At 73.8% G+C, this 22,299-nt stretch carries 17 protein-coding genes and 2 pseudogenes; 13 read left to right on the top strand and 6 right to left on the bottom strand.

Annotated features, from left to right (window positions below; genetic code table 11):
• Positions 1-220 precede the first annotated feature (220 nt).
• The 3 genes from ADL08_RS18350 (at position 221) to ADL08_RS18340 (ending at position 5,312) form a co-directional block, all read left to right on the top strand.
• Complete coding sequence (locus ADL08_RS18350) at positions 221-2,005, top strand: N-acetylglutaminylglutamine amidotransferase (RefSeq protein ID WP_053644242.1); 1,785 nt, start codon at positions 221-223, stop codon at positions 2,003-2,005.
• The gene (locus ADL08_RS18345) at positions 1,978-4,107 is read left to right on the top strand and encodes a S9 family peptidase (RefSeq protein ID WP_053644240.1); all 2,130 of its coding nucleotides are present in this window, start codon (positions 1,978-1,980) and stop codon (positions 4,105-4,107) included. The genes ADL08_RS18350 and ADL08_RS18345 overlap by 28 nt, the downstream gene beginning before the upstream one ends.
• 110 nt (positions 4,108-4,217) lie before the next feature.
• Entirely contained in the window at positions 4,218-5,312 is a 1,095-nt protein-coding gene (locus tag ADL08_RS18340) for a carboxylate-amine ligase (protein ID WP_053644238.1), read from the top strand.
• On the opposite strand, the gene ADL08_RS18335 is transcribed toward ADL08_RS18340, so the two are convergent.
• On the bottom strand, positions 5,287-5,943 hold the full coding sequence (locus ADL08_RS18335) for a hypothetical protein (RefSeq protein ID WP_053644236.1): 657 nt from the start codon (positions 5,941-5,943) through the stop codon (positions 5,287-5,289). The two genes, ADL08_RS18340 and ADL08_RS18335, sit on opposite strands and share 26 nt — an antisense overlap.
• A 92-nt stretch (positions 5,944-6,035) precedes the next feature.
• Between ADL08_RS18335 and ADL08_RS18330 the strand changes: the two genes are divergently transcribed.
• The 4 genes and pseudogenes from ADL08_RS18330 to ADL08_RS18315 all read left to right on the top strand — a co-directional run bounded on the left by ADL08_RS18330 (position 6,036) and on the right by ADL08_RS18315 (position 8,620).
• Complete coding sequence (locus ADL08_RS18330) at positions 6,036-6,503, top strand: hypothetical protein (RefSeq protein ID WP_234352180.1); 468 nt, start codon at positions 6,036-6,038, stop codon at positions 6,501-6,503.
• A gap of 205 nt (positions 6,504-6,708) precedes the next feature.
• Positions 6,709-7,353, top strand: a pseudogene (locus tag ADL08_RS35695) (GntR family transcriptional regulator); the annotation flags it as partial.
• Positions 7,349-7,630: pseudogene (locus ADL08_RS18320) on the top strand (HEAT repeat domain-containing protein); the annotation flags it as partial. The pseudogenes ADL08_RS35695 and ADL08_RS18320, both read left to right, overlap by 5 nt.
• 213 nt (positions 7,631-7,843) lie before the next feature.
• On the top strand, positions 7,844-8,620 hold the full coding sequence (locus tag ADL08_RS18315; protein ID WP_053644284.1) for a VOC family protein: 777 nt from the start codon (positions 7,844-7,846) through the stop codon (positions 8,618-8,620).
• A 181-nt stretch (positions 8,621-8,801) separates the two neighbouring features.
• Here the strand turns inward: ADL08_RS18315 and ADL08_RS18310 are convergent, their stop codons facing one another.
• Positions 8,802-10,280 carry an MFS transporter gene (locus ADL08_RS18310; RefSeq protein WP_053644229.1) on the bottom strand — a complete coding sequence of 493 codons (1,479 nt, stop codon included), beginning with the start codon at positions 10,278-10,280 and terminating at the stop codon, positions 8,802-8,804.
• A 110-nt stretch (positions 10,281-10,390) separates the two neighbouring features.
• On the opposite strand from ADL08_RS18310, the gene ADL08_RS18305 reads away from it, so the two are divergent.
• Positions 10,391-10,870: a MarR family winged helix-turn-helix transcriptional regulator gene (locus ADL08_RS18305; protein ID WP_053644227.1), complete on the top strand. Its 480-nt coding sequence runs from the start codon at positions 10,391-10,393 to the stop codon at positions 10,868-10,870.
• A 292-nt stretch (positions 10,871-11,162) separates the two neighbouring features.
• Positions 11,163-14,132, top strand: coding sequence for a carbohydrate binding domain-containing protein (locus ADL08_RS18300; protein ID WP_078968482.1), 2,970 nt, complete (start codon positions 11,163-11,165; stop codon positions 14,130-14,132).
• A 47-nt stretch (positions 14,133-14,179) separates the two neighbouring features.
• Here ADL08_RS18300 and ADL08_RS18295 read toward each other — a convergent pair whose 3' ends face one another.
• Together ADL08_RS18295 and ADL08_RS18290 are read right to left on the bottom strand one after the other, a co-directional pair.
• Entirely contained in the window at positions 14,180-14,746 is a 567-nt protein-coding gene (locus tag ADL08_RS18295; protein WP_053644225.1) for a TetR/AcrR family transcriptional regulator, read from the bottom strand.
• Complete coding sequence (locus tag ADL08_RS18290) at positions 14,743-15,105, bottom strand: DUF1304 domain-containing protein (protein WP_053644223.1); 363 nt, start codon at positions 15,103-15,105, stop codon at positions 14,743-14,745. The genes ADL08_RS18295 and ADL08_RS18290 overlap by 4 nt, the downstream gene beginning before the upstream one ends.
• A 227-nt stretch (positions 15,106-15,332) precedes the next feature.
• On the opposite strand from ADL08_RS18290, the gene ADL08_RS18285 reads away from it, so the two are divergent.
• The 3 genes from ADL08_RS18285 to ADL08_RS18275 all read left to right on the top strand — a co-directional run bounded on the left by ADL08_RS18285 (position 15,333) and on the right by ADL08_RS18275 (position 20,028).
• Positions 15,333-17,174, top strand: coding sequence for a S8 family peptidase (locus ADL08_RS18285; protein ID WP_078968481.1), 1,842 nt, complete (start codon positions 15,333-15,335; stop codon positions 17,172-17,174).
• Between the two features lie 198 nt (positions 17,175-17,372).
• Positions 17,373-18,302, top strand: coding sequence for an AurF N-oxygenase family protein (locus ADL08_RS18280; protein ID WP_053644221.1), 930 nt, complete (start codon positions 17,373-17,375; stop codon positions 18,300-18,302).
• Between the two features lie 58 nt (positions 18,303-18,360).
• Positions 18,361-20,028 (top strand): FAD-dependent oxidoreductase, encoded by a 1,668-nt coding sequence (locus tag ADL08_RS18275; RefSeq protein ID WP_053644219.1) that lies wholly within the window; start codon positions 18,361-18,363, stop codon positions 20,026-20,028.
• Positions 20,029-20,163: 135 nt separating this feature from the next.
• On the opposite strand, the gene ADL08_RS18270 is transcribed toward ADL08_RS18275, so the two are convergent.
• On the bottom strand, positions 20,164-20,742 hold the full coding sequence (locus ADL08_RS18270) for a Type-2Aa cytolytic delta-endotoxin (RefSeq protein WP_053644218.1): 579 nt from the start codon (positions 20,740-20,742) through the stop codon (positions 20,164-20,166).
• 141 nt (positions 20,743-20,883) lie between these two features.
• On the bottom strand, positions 20,884-21,735 hold the full coding sequence (locus ADL08_RS18265) for a LysR family substrate-binding domain-containing protein (RefSeq protein ID WP_199837032.1): 852 nt from the start codon (positions 21,733-21,735) through the stop codon (positions 20,884-20,886).
• A gap of 63 nt (positions 21,736-21,798) precedes the next feature.
• Between ADL08_RS18265 and ADL08_RS18260 the strand changes: the two genes are divergently transcribed.
• Positions 21,799-22,197: a DUF5997 family protein gene (locus tag ADL08_RS18260; protein ID WP_053644216.1), complete on the top strand. Its 399-nt coding sequence runs from the start codon at positions 21,799-21,801 to the stop codon at positions 22,195-22,197.
• Positions 22,198-22,299: the final 102 nt, after the last annotated feature.

Below are 22,299 nucleotides of genomic sequence, written 5' to 3'. Positions count from 1 at the left end.
CGGAGGGTACGCGCACCGTGACGCTCCGGAAGGCATGATCCCCGGCCGGGCGGGCACTCGCGATACGGAGCGGGTCGCCGTGCGCTCCGGACCGAGGAGTACACGGGCACCTGCTCCCTGTCTTCGAGGAGTCTGCAGTGAGTGATGCACATGAGGTCGAGGAGGGCTGCGAGGCCCCGGACGCGCCGGGGGCGGCGGGGGCACGACGGACGGGTGTGACATGTGCGGTCTGAGCGGTGAGATACGTTTCGACGACCGCAGGCCCGACGTGGCCGCGGTGGAGCGCATGACCGACCGTCTGGCGGCCCGGGGCCCCGACGGCCGGGGCGTCTGGTCGCAGGGCCCGGTGGCCCTGGGACACCGTCGCCTCAAGATCATCGACCTGTCCGAGCGCGGCGCCCAGCCGATGGCGGACACCGATGCCCGGCTGACGGGCGTGTTCAACGGGTGCGTGTACAACTACCAGGAGCTCCGGCGGGAGCTGGAGACCCTGGGACACCGGTTCTTCTCCACCTCCGACACCGAGGTGGTCCTCAAGGCGTACCGCCAGTGGGGCGTCGACTGCGTCGAGCGCTTCATCGGCATGTTCGCGTTCGCCATCGTGGAGAACGACACCGGCCGGGTCGTGCTCGGCCGCGACCGGCTGGGCGTCAAGCCGCTGTACCTGTCCCACGCCCCCGGCCGGCTGCGGTTCGCCTCCACCCTGCCCGCGCTGCTCGCGGGCGGCGGCGTGGACACGTCCCTGGACCCGGTCGCCCTGCACCAGTACCTGAGCTGGCACGCCACGGTCGCGGCCCCGCGGACCGTCCTCAACGGGGTGCGGAAGCTGCCGCCCGCCACGGTGCGCGTGGTGGAGCCGGACGGCACGCACCGCGACAAGGTCTACTGGCAGCCGTCGTACACCCGTCGCGCCGCGTACGCGGGCATGGACGCGGCCGACTGGCGCGACGCGGTCCTGGAGGCGCTGCGGACGGCGGTGCGGCGGCGGATGGTCGCCGACGTGCCGGTCGGCGTGCTGCTCTCCGGCGGGCTCGACTCGTCCCTGATCGTCGGCCTCCTCGCCGAGGAGGGCCAGAAGGACCTGGCCACGTTCAGCGTGGGGTTCGAGGCGGAGGGCGGCGAGGAGGGCGACGAGTTCTACTACTCGGACCTGGTCTCCCGCCACTACGAGACCGCGCACCACCAGCTGATGGTGCCCTCGGACCGCGTCTCGACCGCCCTGGACAGCGCGGTCCTGGCCATGAGCGAGCCGATGATCAGCCATGACGTCGTCGCGTTCCACCTGCTGTCGGAGCTGGTCTCCAAGGAGGTGAGCGTCGTCCAGAGCGGCCAGGGCGCCGACGAGGTGTTCGCCGGCTACGGCTGGTACCCGGACCTGGCCTCCGTGCCGCGCGAGCGGGAGCCGGAGCGGTACGCGGAGGTGTACTTCGACCGTCCGCACTCCGACTTCGCCCGGATCCTCCAGCCGCACCTGCTGACCGGCCACGACGAGTCCGGCCGGTTCGTCCACGAGCACATGGCGGCACCGGGGGCCGAGACCGCGCTCGACGCGGCGCTGCGGCTCGACACCCACGTCATGCTCGTCGACGACCCGGTCAAGCGCGTGGACAACATGACCATGGACTGGGGCCTGGAGGCCCGGGTGCCGTTCCTGGACCACGAGCTGGTCGAGCTGGCGGCGGCCTGCCCGCCGGAGCTGAAGCTGGCCGGGGGCGGCAAGGGCGTGCTGAAGGACGCGGGCCGCAAGCTGCTGCCGCGCGAGGTCGTGGACCGGCCCAAGGGCTACTTCCCGGTGCCGGCGATCCGCCACATGGCGGGGCCCGTCCTCGAACGGGTGCGTCAGGCGCTGTCGGCGCCGGAGGCACGCGCGCGGGGCGTCTTCCGGGACGAGTACGTCGCCGAGCTGCTCTCCGCCCCCGACCACCACCGGACGAAGCGAGGAGCGAACGCCCTGTGGCACGTAGCGTTGCTGGAGATATGGCTGCAGACGCACGGGATCGAGTGATCGGAGCGATGTCGGCGGCGCCCGTGCCGGTGCCGCTGGCCGACGCGGCCGGGACCCGCGACACTCCCCGGCCGCTGGTCGCGCACGGCTGCTGGTACCCGTCCGTGGACCCCACGGGCGAGTGGGTGGCGTTCATCTGCGACCGGACGGGCGTCCCCCAGCTGTGGACCGGGGCGGTGAACGGCGCGGAGATCCACCTCCTCGACGCGGACCCCGATCCGGTCACGGAGGTCGCCTGGTCCCCCGACGGGCGGTGGATCGCCTACACGGTCGCTCCCGGGGGCGGCGAGCACACCCGCGTCCTGTGCGTGCGTCCGGACGGCACCGGCCGCCGGATCGTGGCGGGCGCGGACGCGGGCAGCTCCGCGTACCTGGGCTGCTGGACGCGTGACGGCTCGGCCGTGGCGGTCACGGTGGCCGAGCCGCCGCCCCCGGCGGGCCTCGTCCTGCGCCGGGAGCCGTTCGTCCCGGACCACGGGACGGCGTTCGCGGACCTGTCGGCGGGCTGGGCGGAACGGGACGGCCCGGCCACGCTGCTGGGCGGCGCCGGGCACGGGAAGGCGGGCCCGGACGGCGGCGGACCGGGGCACGGGACGGGCGGACCGGGCCACGGGGAGGGCGGCCCGGACGGCGGGGGAAGCGGGCTCGACGGCGGGGCGCCGGACCGGCTCACCGCGTATCTGGTCGATCCCGCCGGACTCGGGTCGCCCGTGCTCGTCGCCGCCGAGTCGGGCGCCGCCACGCTGCGGGTGTGCGACGTCAGCCAGGACGGCCGGTTCGCCCTGGTGCGCCGGGGCCCGCGCGGCCGGCGGGAGGCGGTGGTGATCCGCACGGCCGACCTCGCGGCCGGGTCCGTCCTGCGGGTCGGCGACGGGGACCCCTGGATCGGGCGCTTCTCGCCGGACGGCCGCGCCCTGTGGCTGCGGAGCGACCACGAGCGGCAGTTCGCGGCGCTCCTCGCGGCGGCCCTGGACGAGGACGGCGGGCGCCTCGGCCTGTCCGTAGTGGCCGAGCGCGACGGCAGCGATTTGGAGCTCCTCGCGTTCGCCGAGGACGGGCGCACGGCCGCGCTCGCGTGGAACGTGCGGGGCGCCACCGAACTGGAGACCCTGAGCCTGTCCACGGCGGCCCGGCCCCGGAAGGTGCCGCTGCCGCACGAGGTGGTCACCCGGATCACCCGGGCCGGTCCGGGCGGCGGCATGGTCCTCGCCCTGTCGGGCTCGCAGCGCCGCCCCGGCGTGTGGTGGGCGTCCCCGGGGGCGCTGTCGGCGCGCACGCCCTGGTCGTCGCGGGACGAGGACGCCGTGCCTCCGGGCCGGCCACCGGTGCGGCCCGTACCGCTGCGGCCGGTGGCCCGTGACGGGCTGCACCTGGGCGGCTGGTACTACCGGGCCCCCGGGCGCGACGCCGGGCGTCCGGCCCCGTGCGTGATCCATCTGCACGGCGGGCCGGAGGAGCAGGAGCGGCCCGTGTTCGACCCGCTGTACCACGAGCTGCTCGGCCGGGGCCTCGACGTCTTCGCGCCCGACGTGCGCGGCTCGTCCGGCTGGGGCAGGTCGTTCGTGGACGCCGACCTCGGTACGAGGCGGTTCGCGGCGATCGACGACGTGGCCGACTGCGCGGCCCACGTGATCCTGGACGGCCTGGCCGATCCGACGCGCCTCGCGGTGATGGGGCGCTCGTACGGCGGCTATCTGACGATGGCGTCCCTCGTGTGGCACCCGGAGCTGTTCCGCACCGGGGTCGCGGTGTGCGGGATGTCGGACCTCGCGACGTTCTTCGCGGAGACGGAGCCCTGGATCGCCGAGTCGGCGGCGCACAAGTACGGCCATCCGGTGCGCGACCGGGAGCTGCTGCGCTCCCTGTCCCCGATGAGCCGGGTCGACGAGCTGCGCGTCCCCCTGCTGGCGGTGCACGGCGAGCACGACACGAACGTCCCGCCGGGCGAGTCGGAGCAGATGGTGCGTGCCGCGCGGGAGCGGGGCCTGCCGGCCGAGATGCTCACGCTGCGCGACGAGGGGCACGAGTTCCGGCGGGCGGACAACCGGCGGCTGTTCCGCCGGACCGCCGCCGACTGGATGCAGCGCCACCTGGGCCCCTGAGGCGGCGGGCCCCTCACCGTCCGGAACCGGGCGGTCCCGTCCGCGTGACCTGCGGAAAGCCGTGCCTGCCGGGCCGATTTCCCCCCGCCGATCGGGGGTAGTCGGAGGACATGATCACTATTGGGGTCGAGGAAGAGTACTTGCTGCTCGATCCGGACACATGCCTTCCGGTGCCGCTCGGGGACCAGGTGCGCGCGTCCGCCGGACTGCAGCCGATCGTCGAGGGCTCGGAGGTCCAGTCGGAGCTGCTCCAGGCCCAGGTGGAGGTCGCCACACCCGTCTGCACGGATCTGGAGGAGGTCGGCGGCCACCTGCTGCGCCTGCGGCACGCGCTCGGTCTGGCGGCGGAGAAGAACGGCTGCCTGCTCGCCGCCTGCGCGACGGCCCCCTACCGGGAGGCGGCGCCCGTGCCGGTCACCCGGAAGGCCCGCTACCTCGCGATGTCCTCCCAGGCCCCGCAGCTCGTGGCCGAGCAGCTGGTCAACGGGATGCACGTGCACGCGGCCGTGCCGGACCGCGAGATGGGCGTCGCCGTCCTGAGCCGCATCCGGGTCTGGCTGCCGGTCCTGGTGGCCATGTCCGCGAACTCGCCCCTGTGGGACGGCGGCGACACCGGGTTCGCGAGCTGGCGCACGGTGATCTTCGGCCGGTGGCCGGTCAGCGGCCCCCCGCCCCGCTTCACCTCGCTCGCGGACCACGAGGAGCGCGTCCGGACGCTGCTCGACACCGGCATCATCACCGACACCGGTCAGCTGTACTGGCAGGCCCGCCTGTCCGACCGGTACCCCACGGTCGAGGTGCGCTGCGCCGACGTCCAGCTGCGCGCCGACGAGGCGGTCATGTTCGCCGGGATCGTCCGCGCGCTGGTCGCCACCGCGATCGACGAGGAGAAGGCCGGGGCCCCGCTCCCCGACTGCTCGCCCGAACTCCTCCAGGCGTCCAACTGGCACGCCGCCCGGCACGGTCTGAGCGGCCTCCTCGTCGACCCGGAGGGGCGCTCGCGCCGGGCGGGCGACGTGCTGTGCTCGCTGCTCGACCACATCAGGCCCGCCCTCGACGAGTCCGGCGACACCCGCGAGGTGTCGTCCCTGCTGCACCGGCTGCTCCAGGAGGGCACCTCGGCCGACCGCCAGCGCCGCGCCCTCGCCGAGGGCGGCCTCCCGGGCCTCGTCAAGCTGATCACCACGGAGACGGTCGCCCCCTGAACGGCACGGAGACGCTCCTCTCCGTTCGTCCCCGGAGGCGGGGAAGGGCCTCGCCGTCGCGGGGTTCGCGGCGTTGTTCGAGCCAGAAGAGGTAGCCGCGCAGGTAGCCCTCCAGTCCGTCGTCGATGTAGGCGACGAAGTCCCGGTGTCCCCGCGCCGCGTCGTGGTAGTGCGGGAGGTAGACCGGGTCGGCGTTGTACCCCCAGTGGGGGTGGGCGTCCGCTCCCCAGTCGGCGGCGATGGCGACGGCCCATTCCCGGACGCGGGCCCGGTCCCGCCACCAGTCGCGGACGGCTTCCACGGTCCAGTGGTCGTCGCCGTCCCAGTGGTAGCCCCGGTACAGCTCCAGTCGGCAACCGCTGACCAGGTTCTCGGTCTGGTGCGCGTCGACCGGCTGGCGGTAGACGAACTCGGAGCCGAAGCCGCCGCCCAGATCGTCGTCGTAGGCGATGTGGTCGGGGGCGTCCATGCGTCCGAGGGCCATGCTGTCGGTCTCACCGGCGTAGAACGGCCCCGGAACGTTGCGCCAGTTCCGTTGTTCCCACACGCCCGTGAAGAGCTCCTCCGTGCTCTCCCCGGCGTCCTCGATCACTCGGCGGGCCGTGGGCAGCGGGTTCCAGTATCCGGTCACGGCCCCATCCTGCACGGCGACGGCGGACCCGGGCGACGGGGCCCCGGGAGAACACGTGTCGGCGCGGATGCCGGTCGTCCTACCGTGGACCCGTGCACCGGCATCGCGGACGTGACGGACGTCCCGCTCCCCGGCGGCGGACGGCGAGCGGCACCCCGCTCGGCCGGCCCCTCGCCGTCGCGGGGGCCGACGTCGTGCTCGTCGGGTACTTCCCCTCCGGGCAGCGGGACTTCGCCGCCCTGATGGACGCGGCCGCCGCCGATCTGACGGCCCGGGGCGCCCGGGTCGTGGCGCGGGCCGTGCAGCGTCGTGGCGTCTCCCGGGGCGGGGCGGCGAAGACGGCCCTGCCCCTCTCCCCCCGGACGCTCCTGAGCGGCGGAAAGGTCCGTGAGGTGGCGGAGGTCCGCGAGCGGACGGGGGCCAGCGCGGTGGTCTTCCTGAACCCGCTGACGGAACGGCAGCGGTACGCCCTCGCGGAACGCTTCGGCTGCCCGGCGGTGGGCCTCGCCGAGGTCCTCGCGCCGGTCCGACCTGTGCCGCCGCCCCCGCCCGGTGGTTGACGGCGGGCTCGCGCACCCGGCCCGGCCCGGACGCCGATCCGGATCCGCGTCGTGGGCGTCCGGCCGCCCACCACGTGGACGGCCGGGTGGCGGAACTCCCCGCCCCTCCGGCGTATCCGCTGGTCAGAGCGGTATGGAGGGTGCGTCAGGTGGCGCAATACCGCGGCAACACCACGGTGGCCGGTCCGCCGCTACGTTCCGTGTCATGCCCGCCGAACCCGCCTCCGCCGCCCGCCCCGTCGCCGCCGCCCGCCGTCGGCGCCTCCGGGCGGACCGGGCGCGGCAGCTCGCCGACCTGCTGCGCCACCAGATCCTGGCGGGCGGTTTCCCCGGCGGGGTCCTCCCCCTGGAGGACGTCATCGCGGCCGACTACCGGGCCAGCCGGAACACCGTGCGGCAGGCACTGGACCTGCTGCGCGGCGAGCAGCTGGTCGACCGGCAGCCGGGGGTCGGCACGGTGGTGGTCTGCGAGAAGTACCCGCACGGCCCGGACCGGCTCCAAGGGCTCGCCGAGACCCCGCACGAGCACGGGCGGGTCACCAACGAGGTGCGGACCGTGGGGCCGGTCGGGGCGCCCGGCCCGGTGGCCCACCGGCTCGGGCTGCCCGAGCACTCCGACGTGCTGTGCATCGAGCGGCTGCGGCGCCTGAACGGACTGCCGCTCTCCCTGGACCCGTCCTACCTGCCGATGGACATCGGGGCCGCGCTCCTCGACTGCGACCTGGAGAACACGGACGTCTTCCGGCTCCTGGAGCAGCTGACCGGCTCTCCGCTCGGGCACGCGGAGATCACCCTGGAGGCCGTCAACGCCGACGCGCACTCCGCCGCCGTGCTCCAGGCCCCGGCCGGAGTACGCGGCGCGGGCCGCCGCCGCGCTCGGCGCGCCCGCCTGGCAGGTGCGGGCCGGGGCGGCGACCGCGCTCCGGGCGGCCCCGGCCGGCCTCGCCGTGCCGGCCCTGGCCCCGGTGCTCGCGGACGCGAACGCGGACGTGCGGAAGGCGGCCGTCCTCTCGCTCCTCGCCCACCGGGACGACCCGGCGGCCCGGACCGCCCTGGCCGGGGCGGCCGACGACCCCGACGCGGACGTCCGCGCCTACGCGGCCCGGGCGGCGCACGCGGTCCGCTGAGCCCGTCGGATCCGTTCGGTCACCGCCCCGCCTCCCCCTCGGCCGGGTGGTGATCGGCGGCACGTGGGTGAATCCGCGCATGCCGACCGGCCGAACGGGGAAGGGGCGCACGGCGCACTCTGGACGCAGGGGGCACTCTGGTACACGGACGCGCTCTGGACGCAGGACGACGAGGAGGTGGCGCCGGTGGCGGGGCCGACGACCGTGGAAGCCATGGGAGCACCGTGCTGGCTGAACCTGTCCGCACGGGATCTCGGCACCGCGGAGCGGTTCTACGGGGCCGTGCTGGGCTGGACGTTCCGGCGGGGGGCCCTCGGCGACGCGTACGTGGTGGGCGAGCGGGACGGGGTGCCGGTGGCCGGGATCGCGGCCGTGGCGGCGGAGATGCAGGTGCCGGTGGCCTGGACGGTCTTCTTCGCCGTCGACGACGCCGACGCGGCGGTCGCGCGGATCCGGGAGCGCGGCGGCACCGTCGGCGTGGGCCCGGTCGCGTTTCCGCCCCGGGGCCGCGCGGCGCTCGCCACCGACCCGGAGGGCGCGGCGTTCGGGGTGTGGGAGGGGCGGCTGGTGTCGCGCTGGCACGTGGGCGAGCGGCAGGCACCGGCCTGGCTGGAGCTGCACACCCGCAACGCGTTCGACGCGGCCGTGTTCTACGGCGGGGTGCTCCGCTGGGCGGACGCCGTCCCGGGCTCCTGCGAGGTCTCGTACGAGGACGACCGGGTGGTCCTGCGGCGCGGCGGCGAGGCGGTCGCCCGGCTGAACAGCGGTCCCGTCGAGTCCGCCTCCCCCCGGCCGCAGCTGCGGCCGCGCTGGCTCGTCCGCTTCCGGGTGCCCGATCTGGAGGCGGCGGAGGCGTCGGTCCTGGAGCACGGCGGGTCGGTGGTGCCGGGCGGCGAGTGGGGCGGGGTGCGCGAGCCGGACGGCGGCGCGCGGCGCGCGGTGGTGCGGGACCCGGAGGGGGCGCTGTTCACGCTGGAGGGGGAGGACTGAGGGCCGGGGACGTACCCCTCGGATGTCCGTGAGGGCCCCGGTGACCGTGTGTTCCACGGTCACCGGGGCCCTTCGGCGTCCGGCGGGCCGCCTCCGCGGTCGGCCCGCCGGACGGACGGGCGGTGCCGGCGCGGGATCCGTCCCCACGTGTCCCGCGCGGCGCCGCCCGGTCGGGGGCGGGTCAGGCGGGGGCTTCGGAGGAGGCGGCGCGCGCGGTGGCGGTCCCGCTCCCCTCCGTGCCCGCGTCCACCGCGTCGGCGGATCCGGCGGCGGGCCGGGCCGGGACGAGGGCGGCGACCACCGCGGCCACGAGACCGACCCCGCAGCCGATGAGCATGGCGACGCGGAAGCCGTCCTCGGAGGGCAGCACGTGGCCGCCGAGGGTGGTGGCCGTCTGGGCGAGGACGACGCCGATGACGGCGGCGGAGACGGAGGTGCCGATCGAGCGCATGAGGGTGTTGAAGCTGTTGGCCGAGGCGGTCTCCTCCTGCGGCACCGCGCCCATGATGAGCGCCGGCATGGCCCCGTAGGCGAGGCCGACGCCCGTGTTGCAGACGAGGGTGACGGCGAGCAGGCCCCAGGTGGAGCCCATCAGGGCGAGGGAGGAGCCGTAGCCGACGGTGATGACGAGGGCGCCGGCGGAGAGCGTCACCTTGGGACCGCGGGCCGCCGAGAGCTTGGCGCCGAGCGGGGCCAGGACCATCATCATCAGGCCGGCCGGGGCCATCCACAGGCCCATGGCCATCATCGACTGGCCGAGGCCGTAGCCGGTGGCCTCGGGGAGCTGGAAGAGCTGGGGGACGACCAGGGACTGCGCGTACATGGCGAAGCCGACGAGGACCGAGGCGGCGTTGGTCATGAGGACGACCGGGCGGGCGGTGACCCGCAGGTCCACGAGGGGGTCGGGGATGCGGAGCTCCCACGCGCCCCAGGCGAGCAGCACGACGACCGCGGCGGCGAAGAGGCCGAGGGTGGTGGCGCTGCCCCAACCCCAGCTCGCGCCCTTGGAGACGGCCAGCAGCAGGGCGACGAGGCCGGTGCCGAGGCCGAGCGCGCCGGGCAGGTCGAAGCGGCCGGGGGCGGCGGCGCGGCGGCCGGCGGGGACGAGGCGCCAGATCAGGGCGCCGACGAGGACGCTGAGGGCGGCGGCGACCCAGAAGAGGACGCGCCAGCTGGCGTTCTCGGCGACGGCGGCGGAGAAGGGCAGGCCGAGGGCGCCGCCGACGCCCATGGAGGCGCTCATGAGGGCGATGGAGCCGCCCAGTTTCTCCGGCGGGAGGAGGTCGCGGAGCAGGCTGATGCCGAGGGGGACGACGCCCATGCCGAGGCCCTGGAGGCCGCGTCCGACGATCATCGGGACGACGGAGGAGGCGAGCGCGCAGACGACCGAGCCGGCGACGAGCGGGACCACGGAGACGAGCAGGACCCGCCGCTTGCCGAGGGTGTCGCCGAGCCGTCCGGCGACGGGGGTGGCGACGGCGCCCGCGAGGAGGGTGGCGGTGATCACCCAGGAGGCGTTGGACGCGGTGGTGCCGAGCAGCCGGGGGAGGTCGCCGATGAGCGGCACCACCAGGGTCTGCATGAGTGCGGCCACGATGCCGGCGAGCGCGAGGACGCCGACGACGCCTCCGGGTCGGGCGTCGGGCTTGGTGCCGTCCACGTGTTTCTCCCTGTGTCTTCACGACGATGCATATGCATCATGCACATCAATTGCTCATGACACAAACTATGTACGATGCACATCGCATCGCCGCAGGAGAGAATGCCCCCATGGACAAGCCCGTGGACACGCCCGTGGACAAGCCCACCGATCTGGTCGAGTTCGAGACCATGCTGCTCGGCCGGCACGCGCACCTGTACGCGCCCCGCTCCCGCGCGGGCGGCGGACAGCTCGACCGCAGCGCGTACGTCCTGCTGAGCCGCATCCGCATGCACGGGCCGATGTCCATCGGGCAGCTCAGCGAGGCCTTCGGCCTCGACGCGTCCACCCTCAACCGGCAGACCGCCGCGATGCTGCGCGCCGGGGTCGTGGAGCGCATCCCCGACCCGGACGGCGGCATCGCCCGCAAGTTCCGCATCACGGAGGAGGGCGAACGCCGCCTGGAGGCCGACCGGAACGCGAACGTCGCGGGCCTGGAACGCGTGATGGAGCACTGGTCCCCCGAGGACGTCTCCCGCTTCGCCGCCTTCCTGGAACGCTTCAACCGCGACATCGAACGCCTGGAGGGCCGCCCCTGGCCGCGCCCCTGAACGGGGTCCCGCCACCGCCGGCCGCACCCTTCCGGCGAGCAGGCGCAGGAGGGCGGAAATTCTCGTCGGGGCCCTCGACGTCCGCGAGGCCCGTGGCCGTCGAGGGCCCCACAGGCATGCCCGCCGGAGCACAACCCGCCCCGTCGAAACCCTTTACGCAGGGGGCGACCGGCGGTAACTTCCGGCCAGCGCAAGATGTTTCTGCAAATTTCCGACTGCGTTTCCAACAGGCTTCGTCCTCCTTCCCGGGCAGAGGTCTGCCCGGACGCGCGGCTCCCGCCTGGAGATTCAGATGACACGCACCCGCCCACGGTCACCGGCGCGACCCGTCGCCGTCCTGGCCGTCGCCGCCGGCGTCGTCGGCCTCGTCGCCGCACCCCCCGACACCCCCTCCCCGCGCACCGCCCCCGTCGCCGCGGCCGTCGAGAACGCGACGACGGTCCACTACTGGACGAAGACGAAGAACTGGGCCCGGTACAACCTCCACTACGCGCCCGACGGCGGTTCCTGGACCACCGTCCCCGGCACCGCCATGGAGGCCGCCTGCACCGACTGGGTGAAGAAGACCGTGCCGCTCGGCGCGGCCGCCGGCCTCAAGGCCGCCTTCAACGACGGCAACGGCACCTGGGACAACAACGGCGGCTCCGACTACGCCCTGGGGACGGGCGCCGTCACCGTCAGGGACGGGGTCGTCGCCCACTCCGACCCCTGCGCCGACACCCCGCCCGCCGAGTCCCGCAAGGCCACCGTCTACTACTCCACCGCCTCCCTCGGCTGGTCCACCGCCAACGTCCACTACCAGCCGACGGGCGGCGCCTGGACCACCGCACCCGGGGTCGGCATGCGGGCCGCCTGCTCCGGCTGGTGGAAGCGGGAGCTCGACCTCGGGACGGCCACCGGCCTCAAGGCCGCCTTCAACAACGGCAACGGCACCTGGGACAACAACGGCGGCTCCGACTACGCCCTCGGCGCGGGCGTCTCGACCGTCCGGAACCGGACGGTGACGGCGAACGCCGCCGACCCCTGCGCCGCCACCCCGCCCGACACCCGGGCCCCCGCCGGCCTCACCGCGACGGCCGACGGCACCTCCGTCCTGCTCGCCTGGAACCCCTCCACCGACGACCGGGGCGTCACCGGGTACCAGGTCACCCGCACCGGAGGCGGCGGCGGCACGGTCGTCACCGACGTCGGCTCCACGGTCTTCTCCGACACCGGTCTGGCCGAACGGACCGCGTACACCTACACGGTGAGGGCCGTGGACGCCGCCGGGAACGTCTCCGCCGCCTCCTCCCCCGCCGGCGCGACCACGGGCGACAGGCCCGCGACCCCGGCGACCGGCAAGCCGCTGGGCACCGACCCGCGCAAGGACCCGATCTACTTCGTCCTCACCGCCCGCTTCAACGACGGCGACCCGTCGAACAACCGGGGCGGGAGCCAGCACGCCAAGTCGGGCAACGCGGCCCACGACGACCCCATGTTCCGGGGCGACTTCAAGGGCCTGATCCAGAAGCTCGACTACGTCAAGGGCCTCGGCTTCTCGGCGATATGGGTCACCCCGGTCGTCCTCAACCGCTCGGACTACGACTACCACGGCTACCACGGCTGGGACTTCTACGAGGTGGACCCGCGCCTGGAGTCGGCCGGCGCCTCCTACCAGGACCTGATCGACGCCGCCCACGCCAAGGGCATGAAGATCTACCAGGACGTCGTCTACAACCACTCCTCCCGCTGGGGCGCCAAGGGCCTGTTCACGCCCACCGTGTACGGCGTGCGGGACGCCCAGTGGAGCTGGTACTACGACGAGAAGCAGCCCGGCTTCGAGTACGACGGCCTGACGGTCGACCCGAAGAGCGGCAAGTCGTACTACAACGGCGACCTGTGGTCGACGGCCGAGCCGACCGGCAACACCTGCGTGAACTGGGGGAAGCCGACCGGCGGGAAGAGTGCCGAGGGCTACACCGTCTACAACTGCCAGTGGCCGAGCCCCACTTCCGGCATGTTCCCGAAGGCGCTCTACCACCAGTGCTGGATCGGCAACTGGGAGGGCGAGGACTCCCGTTCCTGCTGGCTCCACGAGGACCTGGCGGACTTCGACACCGAGAACCCGGCCGTCCAGAACTACTTGATCGGCGCGTACGACAAGTACATCGACATGGGCGTCGACGGCTTCCGCGTCGACACCGCCGTGCACATCCCGCGCACCACCTGGAACCGCCGCTTCCTGCCCGCCGTCCAGGAGCGGGTGACCCGGCGCCACGGCGCGGAGGCCGCGAAGAACTTCTTCGTCTTCGGCGAGGTCGCCGCCTTCGTCAACGACAAGTGGAACCGCGGCTCGGTGAACCACTCCGCGCAGTTCTACACCTGGAAGGAGCGCAAGGAGTACGACCTCGACGACGGCAGGGCCGCCCTGGAGATGTACGACCACGAGCAGCAGCGGGGGACGGGGAACCAGCCCACCTCCACCAACGCCTTCCTGAACGGCAACGGCTACCACGCGCCCGACCACAGCCGCTTCTCCGGCATGAACGTCATCGACATGCGCATGCACATGAACTTCGGCGACGCGCAGAACGCCTTCTCCAACGGCAAGGACTCCGACGACAGCTACAACGACGCCACCTACAACGTCGTCTACGTCGACAGCCACGACTACGGGCCCAACAAGTCGAGCGAGCGGTACGCGGGCGGCACCGACGCCTGGGCCGAGAACATGTCCCTGATGTGGACCTTCCGCGGCATCCCGACGCTGTACTACGGCTCCGAGATCGAGTTCCAGAAGGGGAGGAGGATCGACTGCGGGCCGTCCTGCCCGCTCGCCGACACCGGCCGCGCCTACTTCGGCGCGCACCTCGCCGGCTCCGTCACCGCCTCCGGCTTCTCCACGGTCTCCTCGGCGTCCGGCGCCGTCGCCACCACCCTCCAGCAGCCGCTGGTCCGGCACGTGCAGCGGCTCAACCAGATCCGCCGGGCGGTCCCCGCGCTCCAGACCGGCCAGTACTCCACGGAGGGCGTCTCGGGCGGCATGGCGTTCAAGCGCCGCTACACCGACGCGGGCACGGACAGCTTCGCGCTCGTCACGGTCTCGGGCGGCGCCGCCTACACCGGCGTCCCGAACGGCACGTACACCGACGCCGTCACCGGTGACGTCCGGACCGTCACGAACGGGACCCTCACGGTCGCGGCGCCCGGAAAGGGCAACCTGCGGGTGTACGTCCTGAACGGCCCCGGCCGGATCGGCACCGCCGGGCCGTACCTCAAGTAGCCGCCGCGCAGCCGCCGGCCGGGACCCGCGCGGGTCCCGGCCGGCGGTTACGACAACGGCGCGCGGTGCAGGGCGATCAGGAGGCGCCAGACCCGGTGGGCGATCTCCTCGGGGGCGCCCTCCACCAGGCCGTGCAGCCAGTCGGCGAGCACCCCGGCGAAGGCCGCGGCCACGGCGGACGCGACGAGGCCGGGCTCCGGGGCGCCGACCAGGGCCCGTTCGGCGAGGCTGCGGGCGCGCAGGTCCTCGTGGAGCACGAGGCCGAGCGGCCCGCCGCCGCCCGGGCGCAGCAGCTCCCGGTAGAGCCCGGCGTGCGGGGCGAGTCCGGCGAAGAAGTCGAGCAGCGCGGGCGGCGGGGACGCCGGGTCGGGCACGCCGCGCCAGGCGTGCAGGGCGTCGACCGCGTCGCGGACCACGTCGGCGCAGGCGTCGACGGCCAGCGCCTCCAGGTCTCCGTAGTGGAGGTAGAAGGTGGCGCGGCCGACCCCGGCCCGGCGCACCAGCGCGGCGACGGTGACCTCGCCCAGCGGGGTCTCCGCGCAGGCGTCGAGGAGGGACCGGCGGAGCCGGGCACGGGTCCGGGCGGCGCGGGGGTCCTCCACGGCCGGGGTCACCGGGCGAGGAGGACGGCGCCGAGGGCCAGCGCGCCCGGCAGCGCCTGGGCGACCAGGATGCGGCGGTTCGCGGTGAGGCCGCCGTACAGGCCGGCGACGAGGACGCAGGAGAGGAAGAAGACCTGGACCCGGTGGCCCGTGGGGTCTCCGGCGATCAGGCCCCAGACGAGGCCGGCGGCCAGGAAGCCGTTGTAGAGGCCCTGGTTCGCGGCGAGCGGAGCGGTCGCGCGGGCCAACTCGGCGTCGAAGCCGGACAGTCCGCGCCCCGGCGCCTTCTCCCACAGGAACATCTCCAGAACCAGGACGTACACGTGCAGGGCGGCCACCAGGCCCACCAGCACGTTCGCCGTCGTCTCCACCGTCGTCTCCCACCACTCATACTTGCTGGACAGATGTCCAGCATACATGGACAGGTGTCCGGGAAATTTCGCCGTCCTGATGCCCTTCGATCAAAAGTGCGTAACGCGAACGGGCTTCTCGGACAGAACACTTCCTTCCGGGGGGCGATTCTGGGATCTTGCGTCCACCCCACACATCACAGGGCCCGGCGGGCGTCCCAGACGCCACCGGGCCATCGGAGGACGCAATGTTTTCCCTCATATCCGGCCGGACGGCCGGTCGGTCGAGAACCTCGGCCCTGTCCGTCGCGGCCCTCGGCACGATCGTGGCGCTCGCCACCCCCGCCGGACTCGCCCACGCAGCAACGTCGGACACCGCGCCCGTCGCGGTCCGTCCGGCGGGGGCGAGCCCGGCCACCACCGCGAAGGCGGCTCCCGCCGCCGCCCCGGCCGCCTGGGCCGCGGGCACGCGCGCGTACCTGGTGATCACGGCCCCCGGCGGCACCGCCGCCGTGAGCGGCTCCGTGGCCACCAAGGGCGGCTCGGTCTTCGCGACCTACGACGCGATCGGCGTGATCGTGGCGCACTCGACGTCCGCGTCGTTCGCCTCCTCGATGCGCACGGTCTCCGGCGTCCAGCAGGTCGGCGCGACCCGGACGTCCGACGTCCCGGCCGACGCCTACGACCCGGCGCTCCCGGCCAACCCGTCGCAGTCGGCGACGACGCTCACCGAGTCCAACCGCTGGGACATGACGCAGATCAAGGCCGACCAGGCCTGGGCCGTCACCACCGGTTCGGCGTCGGTGAAGGTCGGCGTCCTGGACACCGGCGTGGACGACCAGCACCAGGACATCGCGCCCAACTTCAACGCCGCCGACTCGGCCTCCTGCGCCTACGGCAAGGCGGACGCCCGGGCGGGTGCCTGGCGGGACGTCGACACCCACGGCACGCACGTCGCGGGCACGATCGCGGCCGCCAAGAACGGCAAGGGCGTCATCGGCGTCGCGCCGGGCGTGAAGATCTCCTCGGTCCGCATCGCGGAGCCGGGCAGCACGCTGTTCTTCGCGGAGAACACGATCTGCGGCTTCGTGTGGGCCGGTGACCACGGCTTCAAGGTCACCAACAACAGCTACTACACGGACCCGTGGCAGTTCAACTGCCCGGACAACCTGGACCAGGCCGCCATCATCGAGGGCGTCCGCCGGGCGCAGGAGTACGCCGAGGGCAAGGGCTCGCTCCAGGTCGCCGCCGCCGGCAACTCCAACTACGACCTGGCGAACAAGACGACCGACACGGCGAGCCCCAACGACTCGACCCCGGTCACCCGCACCATCACGAACGCCTGCATCGACATCCCGACCGAGCTGCCCGGCGTCGTGACCGTCGCCGCGCAGGGCAACGGCGGCGCCAAGGCCTCGTACTCGAACTTCGGCAACGGCGTCATCGACATCGCGGCCCCCGGCGGCGACGGCTCCTCGGGCGTCTACTCGACGCTCCCGGGCGGCAAGTACGGCAACCTGAACGGCACTTCGATGGCGTCCCCGCACGTGGCCGGCGTCGCGGCGCTGATCGCGAGCGTGAACCCGTCCTTCACCCCGGCGCAGATCCGGGACCAGCTGGGCGTCCAGGCGGCCGACAAGGCCTGCCCGTCGGACACCCGCTGCAAGGGCACCACGACCAGGAACGGCTTCTTCGGCGAGGGTTCGGTCGACGCCCTGAAGGCCGTCGGCGGCTCGACCCCGCCGCCCGGGAAGTACTTCGAGAACCTGACGGACGTCACGGTCCCCGACAACACCACGGTGGAGAGCCCGATCACGGTCAGCGGCGTGACGGGCAACGCGCCGGCCGCGCTCAAGGTGGGCGTGGACGTCAAGCACACCTACATCGGTGACCTGAAGGTCGACCTGGTGGCCCCGGACGGCAGCGTCTACACGCTGCACAACCGGACCGGCGGCAGCGCGGACAACATCGTCCAGACCTACACCGTCAACGCCTCGTCCGAGGTGGCGAACGGGGTCTGGAAGCTGCGCGTGAACGACAACGCGAGCCAGGACTCGGGCAAGATCGACGCCTGGAACCTGACCTTCTGACACCGCGCGACCCCCTGACGGGGCCGGAGCCGCCACGGCTCCGGCCCCGTTCGCGCGTGCGCCGGAAAGCTTTCGGAAACAAGTCCTTACCGGGGGGTAGGCCTACCCGGGCACCTTGCTATACGTTCCGTCTAACAAGCTTGCTAGACGGGACGTCTAACAAGCCTCCGAGTCGATCGCGACCCAAGGAGCCGCACCATGGCAAGCAGCACCGTTCGCCCGGGCAGCCACGACGGGGCCGAGGACGAGAACGTCTCGGCCTCGGACGTCGCCGAACGGCTGCTCCGGTCCGCCGCCAAGCTCTCGTACGACCCCGCCGCCGAGGTGGACTGGGACACCCCCCTCGACAAGGACTTCCACGGCCAGAGCCCCGAGTGGAACAGCCTCTACGGCACGGCCTACTGGAACGAGATGACCGAGGAGCAGCGCAAGGAGCTGACCCGGCAGGAGGCCGCGTCGGTCGCCAGCACCGGCATCTGGTTCGAGATGATCCTCCAGCAGATGGTGCTGCGGGACATGTACGCGAAGGACCCCACCGACCCCCGGTTCCAGTGGGCCCTGACCGAGATCGCGGACGAGTGCCGCCACTCGATCATGTTCGGCCGCGGCTCCGCGAAGCTCGGCGCCCCCGCCTACCGGCCGCGCCGCGCGGTGCTCGAACTGGGCCGCGCCTTCAAGACGGTGGGCTTCGGCGAGGCCGCGTACGCCGCGATCCTCGTCGCCGAGGAGGTCCTCGACGTCATGCAGCGCGACTGGATGCGCGACGAGCGGGTCGCCCCCTTCGTGCGCACCATCAGCAACATCCACGTCGTCGAGGAGTCCCGGCACATGAAGTTCGCCCGGGACGAGACGCGCCGCCGCCTCGCGCGGGCGAGCACGGCCCGCCGCCACTTCCACGCCCTGGTCGTCGCCATCGCCTCGTACTACATCGTCACCAGCATGGTCAGCCCCGACGTGTACGCGCAGGCCGGACTCGACCCGGAGCGGGCGCGCCGCGAGGCCGCGGCCAACGAGCACTACAAGTCCCAGCTGCGCTCCAGCTGCGCCGGACTCATGGAGTTCCTCGCCTCGGCCCGTCTGCTCACCCGGCCCGCGCTCCTCATCTACAAGCGCGCCAGCCTGATCTGACCCCGCGTCCGCACCTCGCGCCCGTCCCCGGGCCCCGCACCCGAACCGAGTCGACGACATGACCTACGCGATCACCCAGACCTGCTGCAACGACGCGACCTGCGTCGCCGTCTGCCCGGTCAACTGCATCCATCCGGCGCCCGGGGAACCGGACTTCGGCACCACGGAGATGCTGTACATCGACCCCAGGAGCTGCATCGACTGCGGTGCCTGCGCCGACGCCTGCCCGGTCGACGCGATCTTCCCGGCGGACCGCCTCACCGGACGGCTGCGGGAGTACGAGGCGATCAACGCGGAGTACTACACGGGCGACACGGCCCGCACGCCCGGCCCCGCCGTGGCCTCGCCCAACTTCCACCCCTGGGACGAGCCCTCCTTCCCCCGCTCGCTCCCGTCCGACTTCGCCCCGCTGCGGGTCGCGGTCGTCGGCACGGGCCCGGCCGGCATGTACGCCGCGGAGGACCTGCTCCTGCACACCGACGCCGAGGTGACGCTGATCGACCGGCTGCCGGTGGCCGGCGGACTCGTCCGGTACGGCGTGGCGCCCGACCACCCGGCGACCAAGGGCGCCGGGGAGACCTTCGCCCGCTTCCACTCCCACCCCCGCGTCCGGATGCGGCTCGGCGTGGAGATCGGCCGGGACGTCACCGCCGAGGAGCTGGCCGCCCACCACGACGCGGTGATCTACGCGGTGGGCGCGCCCTCCGACCGGCGGCTCGGCATCCCCGGCGAGGACCTGCCGGGCAGCGTCTCCGCGACCTCCGTCGTCTCCTGGTACAACGCGCACCCGGAGACCGGCGCGGACGCCGTCCCGCTCTCCGCCGAGCGGGTCGTGGTGGTCGGCAACGGCAATGTGGCGCTCGACGTGGCCCGCGTCCTCGTCACGGACCCGGCCGCCCTCGCGGGCACGGACATCGCCGACCACGCCCTCGCCGCCCTGAACGGCACCCGGGTCCGCGAGGTGGTGCTGCTCGGCCGCCGGGGCCCCGAGCACGCCGCGTACACCTCCTCCGAGCTGCTCGCCCTGAAGCACCTCCCGGACGTGGAGCTGGTCGTCGACGACCGGGACCCGCGCACCGGCGCCGCGATCGACGCGGCGGCGGCCGGGGAGAAGGCGGCGCTCCTGCGGGACGTGGCCCGGGAGGCGGTGGACTGGACGCGGCCGCCCGCGCCGGACCGGCGCCGGATCGTGCTCCGCTTCCACTCCGCGCCGGTCGAGGCGCTCGGCACCGACGCGGTGCGGGCGGTCCGGGTGACCGGGGACGGAGCGGAGTCCGGTACGGAGATCGGGGCGGGGCTGCTCGTCCGGGCCGTCGGCTACCGGGGCGTGCCGCTCCCGGGCCTGCCGTTCGACGAGGCGACGGGCACCGTGCCGCACGAGGGCGGGCGGATCGCCGGTCTGGCGGGCGGCTACGTCGTGGGCTGGATCAAGCGCGGGCCCTCCGGCGGCATCGGGGCCAACCGGGCGTGCGCGGAGGAGACGGTCGGGACGCTGCTCGCGGACGCGGTCGCGGGGGCGCTGCCGAAGCCGACGGGCACGTCGGCGGAGTTCCGCAGGCTGGCCAGGAGCCGCAGCAGGGGGCTCGTCGACGCGCGCGGTCTCGCGGCCATCGACCGGACCGAGCGGGCGCGGGGCCGGGACGCGGGCCGCCCCCGGGTCAAGCTCGCCACGGTGCCGGAGCTGGTCGCGGCGGCGCGGAGCGGCCGCTGGCGCCGGCCGGTCTGAGCGGCGGGCCGCCTTCACGGCCGGTACCGCGGATCCGGTGCCACGCGGATCCGGTGCCACGCGGGTACGGGGTCCGGCCCGGGACGGCGGGCCGGTGGGTGCCCCGGTGGCACGGGGGTGTGCCGGGGCGGTCCGTCAGGCCGCGAGGTCCAGGGTCTGGCGGATCACGATGGCGTTCAGCCGCACCGCGAAGGGGACGACGTCCGTCAGGCCGAGCGCGACGGCCTCCGCCTTCGGCAGTTCGACGGTCACGTCCACGCAGAAGGCCAGGGCGTACATGTGCTCCCCGGTCTCCTCGTCCTGGAGGGCGAAGAACAGGTCCCGGTAGAAGCGGGTGCGCTCCCCGGACTCCTCGTAGAAGGAGAGTCCGGGCCGGCCCTCCTGGGCGGCGAGCCCCGTGAAGGCCGCGACGAGCTCCCGCTCGACGGTGGCCCAGAAGCCGGCGTCCGCGCACTCGGGCGGGAGCGCCTGCCGGACGGCCTCCTTGAGGGAGAGGACCATGACCAGGACGGGGGCGTGCTCCTGGAGCCCCCAGCCCCTGACCATCCGCACCACGGTGCTGTCGGGGACGGCGGCGGCCGCCTCCCGTATCGCCTCGAAGTCGAAGTTGACGGTCGCCGGGGCGATCGCCTCCTGGAACACCCGGTCGATGGACCGGGCCTGGTCGAGGTGGTCCGGGCCCACCTCGACGACGGTCCTGAAACTGGCGGCCAAAGCTCCTCCTGTGTGATCGGTGCGATCCACGTGATCCGGTCGATCCGTGTGATCCGTGTGATCAGGAGGGGTCAGTATGGCGAGGGCGCGCGCGGCGGACGGGGGGTGTCCGCCGTCCGGACACCCCGGCCCGGCGGAGGCTCAGGACCTGCGGCGGGGCTTTCCGCTCCGGCCGCCGCGCGCGGAGCCGGAGCCCCCGGCGCCCCGGCCGGAGGTGCCGCCGCCCTTGCGGGCCGCGGGCCGTCCCGCCGTACGGGAGCCCGACCCGGTCTTGGCGGGCTTCCCGGACTTGGCGGGCTTCTGCTCCTTCTGGCCCTTGCGCTCCTCGGCGCGGCGGCCCCGGGTGCTGTTCACCGTCCGGCCGCGCACGATGCCGATGAACTCCTCCACCAGGTCGGGGGCCTCGTCGGCGGCCGGCCACGACAGGGCGACGCGCGACTGCGGGACGCCGTCGAGCGTCCGGTAGGTGAGGTCCTTGCGGTGGTGCAGCCGGGCGAGCGACTGGGGGACGGCGAGCAGGCCGACCCCGGCCGCGACCAGTTCGACCGCGTCGGCGGTGGTCGCCGGGCGCTCGAACGCCGGACGGCCCGGCGGGCGCTCCCAGCCGAGGGTGTCGTCGAGGGGGTGCAGGACGAGTTCGTCGGCGAGGTCCTCCGCCGACACCTGCTCGACCTCCGCGAACAGGTGGTCCTTGGGGACGACGACGACCGTCGTCTCCGTGTAGAGCGGGATCGCGCTGAGGTCGTCCCCGTCGACGGGCAGCCGGACGAGGCCCGCGTCCGCCGCGCCCTCCCGGAGCGCGCCGAACGCCTCGGCCGGGGTCACGGCGTGGAGGGTCAGCGGCACGTCGGGCAGGCGCTCGTGCCAGATCCGCACCCACTTCGAGGGGGTCACGCCCGGCACGTACGCGAGCCGGAACGAGGGGGTCCCCGGGGAGGAGCCGGAGGGGGAGTCCGGGAGGGGGTCCGAGGAGGAAGCGTCCGTGCCTGTCACTCCGCCAGGTTACCGGTAGCCGCCGTGGTCGGAGTCCGTCCACATGCTCGATACCCTGGTCACATGACGTCGCACCAGAACACCCAGACGATGAAGCCCGCGACCGCGGCGAAGAAGCTGGGTGTGTACCTCGAGTCCACCCCCGCGAAGTTCCAGGAGGGTGTCGTCTCGCGCACCGAGCTGAACGAGCTCCAGGCGAACCCGCCCGCCTGGCTCCAGGAGCTCCGGAAGAACGGCCCGCACCCCCGCCCGGTGGTCGCGTCGAAGCTGGGCGTCTCCATCGCCGGTCTCGCGCGCGGCGGCATCACCGAGCCCCTCACCACCGAGCAGATCGAGGCGCTCAAGCAGGAGTTCCCCGAGTGGCTCCGGAAGGAGCGGGCCACCCAGGCGGAGGTCCGCAAGGAGACCGCCCGCATCAAGGAGCGCGACGAGGAGCGGGCGCGCCGCGCGCAGGAGGCCTGACCTTCCACCGGGAGGCCTGACCTTCCGCGCGGGGTCCCGGCTTTTCGCGCGGGAACCCCGGCCTTCCACGCGGGAGGCCCGGCCTCCCGCGCCGTCCCTCCC

Origin of the sequence: Streptomyces sp. NRRL F-6492 (genome assembly GCF_001280125.1) — a bacterium.
GTDB lineage: Bacteria > Actinomycetota > Actinomycetes > Streptomycetales > Streptomycetaceae > Streptomyces.
The sequence above is the reverse complement of the archived record's forward strand: the minus strand, read 5'-3'. Positions and strand labels throughout refer to the sequence as shown.

Coding starts and splice junctions, on each gene's coding strand:
- ADL08_RS18350 (WP_053644242.1), top strand. CDS start 221: ATGTGCGGTCTGAGCGGTGAGATACGTTTCGACGACCGCAGGCCCGAC.
- ADL08_RS18345 (WP_053644240.1), top strand. CDS start 1,978: ATGGCTGCAGACGCACGGGATCGAGTGATCGGAGCGATGTCGGCGGCG.
- ADL08_RS18340 (WP_053644238.1), top strand. CDS start 4,218: ATGATCACTATTGGGGTCGAGGAAGAGTACTTGCTGCTCGATCCGGAC.
- ADL08_RS18315 (WP_053644284.1), top strand. CDS start 7,844: ATGGGAGCACCGTGCTGGCTGAACCTGTCCGCACGGGATCTCGGCACC.
- ADL08_RS18305 (WP_053644227.1), top strand. CDS start 10,391: ATGGACAAGCCCGTGGACACGCCCGTGGACAAGCCCACCGATCTGGTC.
- ADL08_RS18300 (WP_078968482.1), top strand. CDS start 11,163: ATGACACGCACCCGCCCACGGTCACCGGCGCGACCCGTCGCCGTCCTG.
- ADL08_RS18285 (WP_078968481.1), top strand. CDS start 15,333: ATGTTTTCCCTCATATCCGGCCGGACGGCCGGTCGGTCGAGAACCTCG.
- ADL08_RS18280 (WP_053644221.1), top strand. CDS start 17,373: ATGGCAAGCAGCACCGTTCGCCCGGGCAGCCACGACGGGGCCGAGGAC.
- ADL08_RS18275 (WP_053644219.1), top strand. CDS start 18,361: ATGACCTACGCGATCACCCAGACCTGCTGCAACGACGCGACCTGCGTC.
- ADL08_RS18260 (WP_053644216.1), top strand. CDS start 21,799: ATGACGTCGCACCAGAACACCCAGACGATGAAGCCCGCGACCGCGGCG.